Source organism: Phormidium sp. CCY1219 (genome assembly GCF_055795085.1).
The window spans coordinates 1-9,630 of the sequence record NZ_JAYFEQ010000318.1; the positions used below are offsets into that span (position 1 = coordinate 1).

Consider the following 9,630-nt stretch of genomic DNA (forward strand, 5'->3'; position numbering starts at 1 on the left):
GGCAAGGGGAGAGAGAAAATTCCCCCCAATTCAATTAATGAAAGGGCATTGCCCAATTAATTTTGGCTAATTGCGCTGCAGAGCAGGCATACCAGCGATAAAGACGTTCCAATTCGCGATCGAGGGATTGGGTGGAGGGAAACTGGGGGCAAGGATAGCCAAATTCGCGCAATGCGGCCAGCAGGGTACTGGGCGCGACCCATAATTCCTGACCGAGTTTGAGCAGATTGAGCGGTTTATCCCCAGTTTGCTCGATCGCCCGTTGCAGGTGCGATCGCAATTTACTGGGGGTAGGTAATGGCGGTAACTGATGGTAGACATACACTTGACGTGGGGCACCTTTAGCCAGCAACCATTGCATGTGGGTGCCCGAGGGGGGGAGAGTCCACAGCACAAAGGTATCGCAGGGTTGGCGGGGAATCCCCGATTCGAGTTCGCAATTGGCGGGCACTTCTAGCTCAGGTTGCGACCCGCCATAAAGCAACACCCGCCCTTGCAACTGACTCACCAAGGTTTCCAGGGGAATAATCCCGGACAACCATTCCGGTTGGGCGGTGACAGGGGGAGAGGGCGGTATCCACAGAGAGACTGCAGGGGGTGTGGGCATCTGGGGAAGAGTTTCCCGAGGCATCGGGGCGGTGGGAGAGTCCGCACTTTCGCCGCTAGGGGGACGCAGACCCACCACTTCCAATTCCAGGGTAGTGCGGTCCTTCCAGGTATTTTCCCGCAACTTATAGGCCACATCCACCCGAGGCGGGAGGGGAAAATACTCGCCCCAGCGCCAAGCGATCGCCCGCAGGCGACGCGGACCGGATTCGCTGGGGGCGGCGAAGGTGAGTTTCAAATGGCCTTTTCCCACAATCCGCTGTTCCACCACTTCCACATTCGGCGTCCAAAATACCGGGGGTGGGTTTTCGATACCGCAGGGATGCAGCAGGTCGATGTCGCGATACAACTGCAAATCCAGGCGATCGAACGGGGCGAGGGCATCGATTTCCACGAGGGGTTTTAGGTGATGCACCTGCAAACAGCGATTGGCAAATTCCCGCAGGCGATCGCGAAATGCCTGCAAATTGCTCCCACTCAGGGAAAATCCGCCGGCGGCGCGATGTCCGCCATATTTCCCCAGCAAATCATCGCAAAATTGCAACGCCTCAAACACGTGAAACTCCGGAATTCCCCGCGCCGATCCGCGAATGTGCTGGCCCGCGTCATCTTCATAAGTGCCGATAAATACCGGTACCCCGTATCGTTCCACCAGACGAGAGGCGACGATACCGATTACCCCATGATGCCAGTCTGGGTTGACTACCACCAACACGCGATCGCACTGTAAATCGATCTGGCGGTCTTCCACCCAGGCGATCGCCTCCGCCTCGATATCCTCGCACATCTGCTTGCGCTGTTGATTGATTTGTTCGCATTGCATGGCCCGTTCCAACGCAATCCCCGCATCCTCCGTAGTCAGCAATTCGATAACCACCTGCGGATCGCCAATTCGCCCCACCGCATTAATGCGCGGTCCGAGGCGAAACCCGATTTCGTCCGGTTTCATCGCCTTTCCCCCACCGGAACCGCTGCTGCTGGCCCGAGACACCTGAATTAACGCCTGTACCCCAGTTAGTTGCGAATCCGGTAACTGGCGCAACCCCCGTTTCACCCAGCGGCGATTGATGCCCGTCAGAGGCGCTAAATCGGCGATCGTGCCCAGGGTGAGCAATTCGCGCAAGGGTTTAATCAGCGCTTTCGCCTTGCATAACTGTTGCGCCAGAGACACCGCCAAAATATAGGCCACCCCTACCCCCGCCACCCCACGATAGGGGGAATCCTCCCGAATCAGTTTCGGATTTAAAATCGCACTCGCCGGCGGGAGGGTTTCGGGCACTTCGTGGTGGTCCGTGACGATGACCTTCACCCCCAACGCTTTCGCCAGGGCCAGGGGTTTATGTGCCGCAATCCCGTTATCCACGGTTAAAATAATTTTGACCCCTTCTGCGTGGAATTCTCGCACGATTCGCTCGTTGATGCCATATCCTTCCTGCATCCGACTGGGAATCGCATAGTCCACATTCCCCCCCAACGCCCGCAGCGCCCGCATCAGCAGCGCCGTACTGGTCATCCCATCCGCATCGTAGTCTCCACAGATGGCAATTTTTTCCCCCGCCGCGATCGCATTCTCCAGCAGTTTCACACTTTCCGACAACTGGGGAAAGTCCTCCATCGGCGAAGGCATGGTCAGGGAATCGGGATCTAAAAATCCCCGCGCCAACTCCGGCGTATCGATGCCGCGATTCAGCAGCACTTGCGCCAAAATCGGCGGCAAATCTGTCGTTTGCGCCAATTCCGATGCCTCTTGTGGCTGTTGCGGATAAATTTTCCACCGTTGGTTGGGCAAGCGGATGTCCGTAAGCGGTACCATAGGCGTTTGGGAGTGGTTGTTGGACCTTAGATTTTTATGGTACCAGCGATCGGACTATTAATGGTCATTTGTCATTTGTCAATGGTCATTTGTCATTGGTCAATGGTCAATGGTCATTTGTCATTTGTCATTTGCTATCCCCAATCCTGGCATAAAAAGCTGGTAGATTGGCCAAAATAGCCCCTGTAGGCGGGTTTCGTTCTGTGAGCTTACACCCCGATCCGCTGCAGGGCCTTTTTCCAACCAACAACCCCCAACCAACAACCCCCAACCAATAACCAAGGACAAATGACAAATGACAAATAACCAATAACTAATCCGCAAACCACAATCCCGGTTCGGGTTGCAAGCGATCGGCGAAAAAGCTTAAGGGAGCGATCGCGCCGTTGCTCACTTCTTGCAGGGGATTGCCCCGTCCTTCTACGGCGTTAAATTGTACCAAACTGGCTAGCACTTCGGCAGGGTTGCGCTGTTCGGAATCAGTGAGATAAAATAGCACATTATCCTCGCTACAAATGCCTTGGTTATCGTTTAACAAGCACAAAGCATTGTTATTGTTAAGTCGTCCGGTAGCGATCGTCATTGCGGACAGGCCGCCGCCATGTAAAGTGAGGATGCGATTTAAGCTGGGCGTCACCAATTTACAGCGGTTCAATGCGGATTCAAATTCGGTATTGTTCCAATTAATAATCGGTTGCGGAATTGAGGTATTGCCTATTTGGGCAAAGGTGGCCAAACCCCCATCGTATTCCAAACAACCAAACCGAGTAGAATTTCCTTGAATGCCGGAATTTGCCAGTCCCCAATTTTGGGTGCGCGCTATCAGGCGATCGCTGATAATATTGTCGCGAAATACGTTATTTGCCGCCACAGTAGGTTGCGCTGCTGCCATTGTCAAGATACCATAATTGCGGTTATTTTCGATAATATTTCCCTGCAAGTTTGGCGTCGCGGATTCAGTGACGATTACGCCAGTGCGATTGGCACGAATGTGATTATCTTGGATATTGGGGGCAGCATCGCCGGCGATCGCCAATCCAATTCGGCTATTGTGAAAGTCATTCCCGCGAATTTCGCCGGTGGCATTTTGCGTTGCAGAAATACCATTGCCTGAAGGATTTTCAAACAAGTTTTTTTCGATAATTGGAGAAGCATACCCGCCGATTGCAATGCCTTCGCGAGTATTGTCGCGAAAGGTATTATTGCGAATCGTGGTAGTGGTGGAATCTTCTACCCAAATGCCGGTGCCATCTTTTTCGGGATTGGTAATCGTTACGCCTAAAATTTGACTCTCCGGGCCGGCCAAAATGGTATAATTTTGTCGCGCTGCAGTGCGGGTGGAAGCAAACCCGCCGCCGCGAATCACAATGCCTTGTCCTTGGGTAGTTTCGTCGCCGATTAAAATGACGCCGGGATTGAGTTTAATCGGGAAGGTTTCTCGCAAGCTGTATTCTCCCGGGGCGAGGTAAATGACGGTTCCGGGTCTCGCACCTTGGATGGCATAAGAAATGCTGCGAAAGGGGTTTTCTGGAGTTTTGCCGGCGGTGGCGGCGTTGGTGCCGGTTTGGGGGTTGATATAGTATATCGTCTCGGCGGTGGCGAGTACCGAGGTAGAGGGTGAGGGGGCGGGTGAGGGGGCGGGTGAGGGCGCAGGTGAGGGCGCAGGTGAGGGCGCGGGGGGTTGCGGATTGGACTGGATGCGATCGGTGGCGGCGCGATCGCTCAATCCTTCTTGAATGGTGGCGTAATCGATACCATTTCTAAAGGACAATCCGAGACTATTGACCTGCGCTTGTGCGAGAAAGTCGATAATTTTCATGCCGCAGCTATGGTTAGCGTTTAATTGCGGGTCGTCGCTGCAGTTGTTTTCCGCGCCGCGTCCCCGCCCGTGAATGCCGATTAATTCGCCATTGGCGTTGAAAATCGGACCGCCGCTCATGCCGCTTTGGGTATCGCTTGTATATAACAAGCTATAATTGCCGTCGGGAGAGGGAGGACTGACGATTTGCGCGATCGCCCCTTCGGCGAGAAGGCGATCGCGGGTTCTTTGGCGCAAATCCTCGGGATTGGGCCACCCGCTGACGTAGATGGTTTCCCCAGGTTGCACCGGTTGAGAGGCGATGCGCGCCACGGGATAGCGGCGATCGCTTTCAAATCGCAACAGGGCCAAGTCCAATCCGGCGATCGCCTGTCCCAGTTCCCCGGTTAAGTTCCCCAAGGGAATGATATCTGGGCTATTTGCCCGCGCATCCACATAATGCACCATTCCGTCGGGAGTGGCGATCGCGTGAACCCCGCCTTTTTTCGCGATAACATGCAAAGCGGTGAGTACGTAATAGGTATTCCCATTGCGCGCCACCAAAACCCCACTGCCGGTTTTTTCACCTTCAATAATCAGGGAATCCCCGCGCTGGGTTAAATTCGGACTAATCAATACCGAAACCTGGGAGGCGACGGCGTTAATTTCTCCCTGAGTCAAGGCGATCGCTTCTGCTGCTGTGGGTAAAACGATGACTAATGCTGTAGTTACACCCGTCAGACAGACCGATAATCTATCTGAAAAAATCATGGTTTCCTCCTGTTATATTACCGCATTTTAGTATATGAATGGAGCAACCAACCCCCGAGAAGTTGCGAAATTCCGATTGATTATCGTCGAATCTATATTTAGCCCGATTGACCCCTATTTCCAGGCAAAAGGGCGCAGGAATTCCCGCGCCCTGGCAACCAGACAATGCCACAACTGGTGCCCGCCAATTCCCAGTGCTTATCGAGTGCTGGCATTGACAAACCACAATCCCAATTCCGGGCGCAATCCTTGCGCTACTGCTTCTAAAGGTGCGATCGCTTCTTCGCCAAATTCTTGCACCGGATTTCCCTTTCCTTGGACGCTAAATGCCACCAGTCGTCGCAACACTTCTGCCGGATTGCTAGCATTATATCCGCTTAAGTTGAACAACATATTACTAGGCTGACAACTTTCTTGCAAATCCCGCACCAAGCAAACCACTTTATTGTTATTGACTCTGCCGGTAGCAAACAGCATATTTTCTAATTGTCCGCCATAGGAAGAGACCATTTGATTTAGTTTTTCCGTCACTTCTTGACAGCGGGTTTCTGGCGCGTCGAATTCATAACTATTCCAAACAATCATCGCTTGGGGAATAGAAGCATATCCCTGTTGGGCGACAGTGGCGTAGCTACTTCCATAGGGTTCGCAGGTAAAATAGGCGCGGTCTGTGCTTTGGGGTTCTTCCGGCGTGGGCGGAATTCCTTGGGGCGATCGGGCAATTAATTGGTTTTCTCTTTCGTTCCCGCGAAAGGTATTGTTCGAGGCGATTTGTGGGGCGGATTGGGCGATCGCCACCAGTCCATAATCGGTGTTATTTTCAATCGTATTTCCCTGCAAAACCGGACGGGCCGCTTGCGTCACCACCACCCCCACGCGATTTTGTCGAATCTGATTTTGTGCCACCACCGGCGCGGAATCATGCCCGATCGCAAGGCCAAATCCCGTATCTTGAAACAGATTCCCGCGAATCTCTCCCCTTGCTTCCCGAGTCACGGAAATTCCATTCCCGCCATTGTACATAAATTGACTGCTTTCGATGAGGGGTTTGGCCGTTCCCGAAACGAAAATTCCCTCTCTGTTGTTGTTAATAAAGGTACTGTTTTGAACCGTGACTGTGGCATTTTCAATCCAAATACCCGTGCCAAACGGATTGGGATTTGTTACCGTAACGCCGAGAATTTGGCTGTTATTTTCGGCTAATATAGTAATATTTTGACTAGCCCAAATTCGGCTTAAGTGAGAGTCGCCGCCGGTGATAATTACGTTTTCGCCTTTGTTGGATTCATCGCCTTTGAGCGCTACGCCGGATTTGAGTTTTAAGGGGAAGTTTTCGCCAGCATTGTATCGTCCGGGGGCAAGTTGAATTACGGTTCCGGGTTGCGATCGCTCGATGGCGGCGGTAATGGTTCGCAAAGGATTGCCCGCTTGAGTTCCAGCACTCGCAGAATCGGTCCCGCGCTTCGGATCCACGTATAGAATCCGCTGCTGGGCGATCGCTTCTGTTCTCGTGGTTAGTTGCGCCAGTGTTTTGCTGCTATCTCGCCACGGTCTTTCCCCGGATAAGGTAATACCCGAAACACTCACTAAAGCTAGGGTTGTTAGTAAAATTGGATAGGTGAGTTTGTTCATAATTTAGCTCTTATTCATACACCGCAAACTGTTGATTATGACGATCGCGCCTCCAATCCTCGCCTCAACCCGAGACGAGAATTTAACCGCAGCGATCGTGTCATTTGTAACCCTCAAGTGACTTGTCGTCTAAATAAGCCACTTTTTTATCAAATTTCCGGAAATTTTTTTGATTTATCCACCAAAAAAAAGCAAGGTCAATGTTTTGCTTTGACTCGCCGAAGATTCGTTCACCCAAATTATCGGCAATCGCTGTCCTTTCCGTCAACTATAAAATTAACGACAAGAAGTTACCCTTCCCGACTGAGCGATCGCCCTTTAAGTTCCCATACCATTGCTTTTTTATTTTTAAATTATGTTAAGCGAAAATCCCACTACCGTAGTTTCCCCGATAGGGCGTTTATGTTCGGTTTGTGTCCTAAAGGCGATCGCTCTTTCTCTCAAAAGATTTAACGGCGATATACCATAGTTGTGCCCGTTTGTAAACCGTTTTTGAAACAAGATTTAGAAATTAATAGACTCCGCCTCCCCCCCGAATCGGTGCGTGACCCCGCCATCGGATTTCGGGATTTGACCCCCGATGGGATGCGCGGGGTCACGCACCCTACGGTTTGACTCCCCTCACCATCCCTGCGTAACATTACTCACTCGCCAGGGTGTTCTCTCGGGTATTGCGAATGATTAATATGAAATTTTAGAAAAATTTTAAGACTCGTAGCGGATAAGCAAGAAGAACCCAAGGCACCCAAACTTATCCGCTGCGAGTCAGACAAACAGCAACAGTCTAGGCAAATTTAGGACATTGCCTGAACCATATAGTCAAAGTAAGGGGCCGCTTCAGCCGCATCATCTTCGCTGAGTAATGCCAAAGAGGCTTCCTTGAGACAGCGCATGGACTCAGCCATTCCCGGAAGGGGAACGTTGAGCGCATTGTACATTTCCCGAGCGCCAATGATGCCGATTTTTTCAATCGGTTCCTTGTCGCCGGCGAGCAGCCCGTAAGTCGCCAGACGCAAGTACCAGCCGAAATCGCGGAGGCACTGAGCGCGCTGACGCTGCCCGTAAGCATTGCCACCCGGAGAGATAAAATCCGGGCGCTTTTGCCACAGTTGCTTGCTGGCTTGCTCCACAATTTTTTTCTCATTCTCGGCTAGAGTGGTGGCAATTCGCACCCGCTGCTCGCCGGTTTGAAAAAATTGTGTTATAGTGTTAAGTTCTCCGTTCGTCGGATAACGGAGTTCGTCATCGGCTTTGAGAATAACTTGGCTAACTACACTCATGGTTTTGCAAAAGTTGGGATATCCATCTAATGTAGTTTAGCGAGTCAGGGGTACACAATAAAGAGAGGTTTGTGCGGTGAGTGGGATCGAAATGGAAAAAAGTGCCTCCCGCAGAGAGAGACAGGGGTGGCAACAGGGAAATTTAATCGAACTGAAGGTAGAAGATTTAAGCGATAGTGGAGATGGTGTGGGGCGAGTGGAGGGGCGGGTGGTATTCATCCCCGACAGCGTACCCGGCGATCGCATCGCCGCGCGACTGGTGCGCGTCAAGCCCACCTACGCCACCGCCAAACTGCACGAACTGCTCGCCCCCTCTCCCCACCGGGTGCGTCCCCAGTGCATCGTCGCCGATAAATGCGGCGGCTGTCAGTGGCAAAGCGTCGCCTACGAGAAGCAACTGGAAGCCAAACAGAATGTAGTCACCCATGCGATCGCCCGCATTGGCGGCATTCCCGACCCTCCCGTGGATCCAGTCCTCAGCGCCCGGGAACCATTTGGCTATCGCAACAAAGCCACCTATCCCCTCGGCATCTCCCCCACCGGCAAAGTACAAGCCGGTTACTACCAAAAAAGCAGCCACAAGCTGGTGAACTTAAATCAATGCCCGGTGCAAGATCCGCACTTAAACCCCTTGCTGGCAGAAATCAAACAAGACATTCAGCAGCGCGGATGGCCCATTTATCGAGAAAAAACCCATCAGGGACAACTGCGCCACCTGTCGCTGCAAATTGGTCGCCGCACCGGGGAAATTTTGCTCACCCTGGTGGTGACGGATTGGGAATTACCGGGCATCGAGGCGGTAGCGAGAGAATGGCTGCAGCGATATCCGCAACTGGTAGGGGTCTGTTTGAATTGCAATCCGACCCGCACCAATCGGATTTTAGGCGATCGCACCCGCTGTATTGCCGGCAAAGGGTTTTTACTCGAAGAATTTGCTGGCGTGCAGTTGCGCCTCGCCTCCGACACCTTCTTTCAGGTGAATACCGAAACCGCCGAAGCGCTATTGCACGAAATTATCGCCGAATTGGACTTGCAGGGGAATGAAATCCTGGTGGATGCCTACTGCGGGATTGGCACCTTGACCTTGCCCCTCGCCAAACGAGTCAAACAGGCATACGGATTGGAAATCAACCCCGCCGCAGTAGAACAAGCCCGCGAAAATGCCCGGTTAAATGACTTGACAAATGTGGCATTTTATGATGGAAAAGTAGAAGAATTACTGCCGCAGTGGGAAACCTGGGGACTCGCCCCCGGAGAAAAACCGGACATCGCCCTCCTGGATCCGCCGCGCAAAGGCTGCGATCGCGCCGTCCTCGATACCCTCCTCGAACTCCAACCCCAGCGCATCGTTTACGTCAGTTGCAAAAGCGCCACCCTCGCCCGAGATTTGAAAATCCTCTGCCAAACCGGCAGCTATCATCTGACTCGCGTCCAACCCGCCGATTTCTTCCCCCAAACCGCTCACGTAGAAGCTGCAGCGTTCTTAGTTCGGGAAAGGGGTCATTAGTCATTAGTCATTAGTCATTAGTCATTGGTCATTGGTCACTGGTCAGCGGAAAGCCCTAGGTAGAAGTTTCACAGCCGAAATCGGGGGGATATCTACACTGACAACAAGAGGGTTGATTTGTCAAGATTGAATTGTTAGCACGAGGGCAAGTCAGCACCCCGCTCTAAAGAGACGGGGCTTCTAGCCCCTGACTTTAGGTAGCTGACCAGCCTAAGCCCTACGA

Annotated in this window: 5 protein-coding genes; 1 reads left to right on the forward strand and 4 read right to left on the reverse strand. The window is 52.5% G+C overall.

What is annotated here, in order from left to right; genetic code table 11:
* Positions 1 to 34: 34 nt before the first annotated feature.
* The 4 genes from recJ to AC0QH1_RS05430 form a co-directional block, all read right to left on the reverse strand.
* Positions 35 to 2,419 carry a single-stranded-DNA-specific exonuclease RecJ gene (recJ, locus tag AC0QH1_RS05415; RefSeq protein ID WP_324629897.1) on the reverse strand — a complete coding sequence of 795 codons (2,385 nt, stop codon included), beginning with the start codon at positions 2,417 to 2,419 and terminating at the stop codon, positions 35 to 37.
* 313 nt (positions 2,420 to 2,732) lie between these two features.
* Positions 2,733 to 4,988: a DUF1565 domain-containing protein gene (locus AC0QH1_RS05420; RefSeq protein ID WP_324629898.1), complete on the reverse strand. Its 2,256-nt coding sequence runs from the start codon at positions 4,986 to 4,988 to the stop codon at positions 2,733 to 2,735.
* A 198-nt stretch (positions 4,989 to 5,186) separates the two neighbouring features.
* On the reverse strand, positions 5,187 to 6,620 hold the full coding sequence (locus AC0QH1_RS05425; RefSeq protein ID WP_324629899.1) for a DUF1565 domain-containing protein: 1,434 nt from the start codon (positions 6,618 to 6,620) through the stop codon (positions 5,187 to 5,189).
* A 794-nt stretch (positions 6,621 to 7,414) separates the two neighbouring features.
* Positions 7,415 to 7,900, reverse strand: coding sequence for an allophycocyanin subunit alpha-B (locus AC0QH1_RS05430; protein ID WP_324629900.1), 486 nt, complete (start codon positions 7,898 to 7,900; stop codon positions 7,415 to 7,417).
* Between the two features lie 91 nt (positions 7,901 to 7,991).
* Here AC0QH1_RS05430 and rlmD point away from each other — a divergent pair, with 91 nt between their 5' ends.
* On the forward strand, positions 7,992 to 9,407 hold the full coding sequence (gene rlmD, locus AC0QH1_RS05435; RefSeq protein ID WP_324629902.1) for a 23S rRNA (uracil(1939)-C(5))-methyltransferase RlmD: 1,416 nt from the start codon (positions 7,992 to 7,994) through the stop codon (positions 9,405 to 9,407).
* Positions 9,408 to 9,630 lie beyond the last annotated feature (223 nt).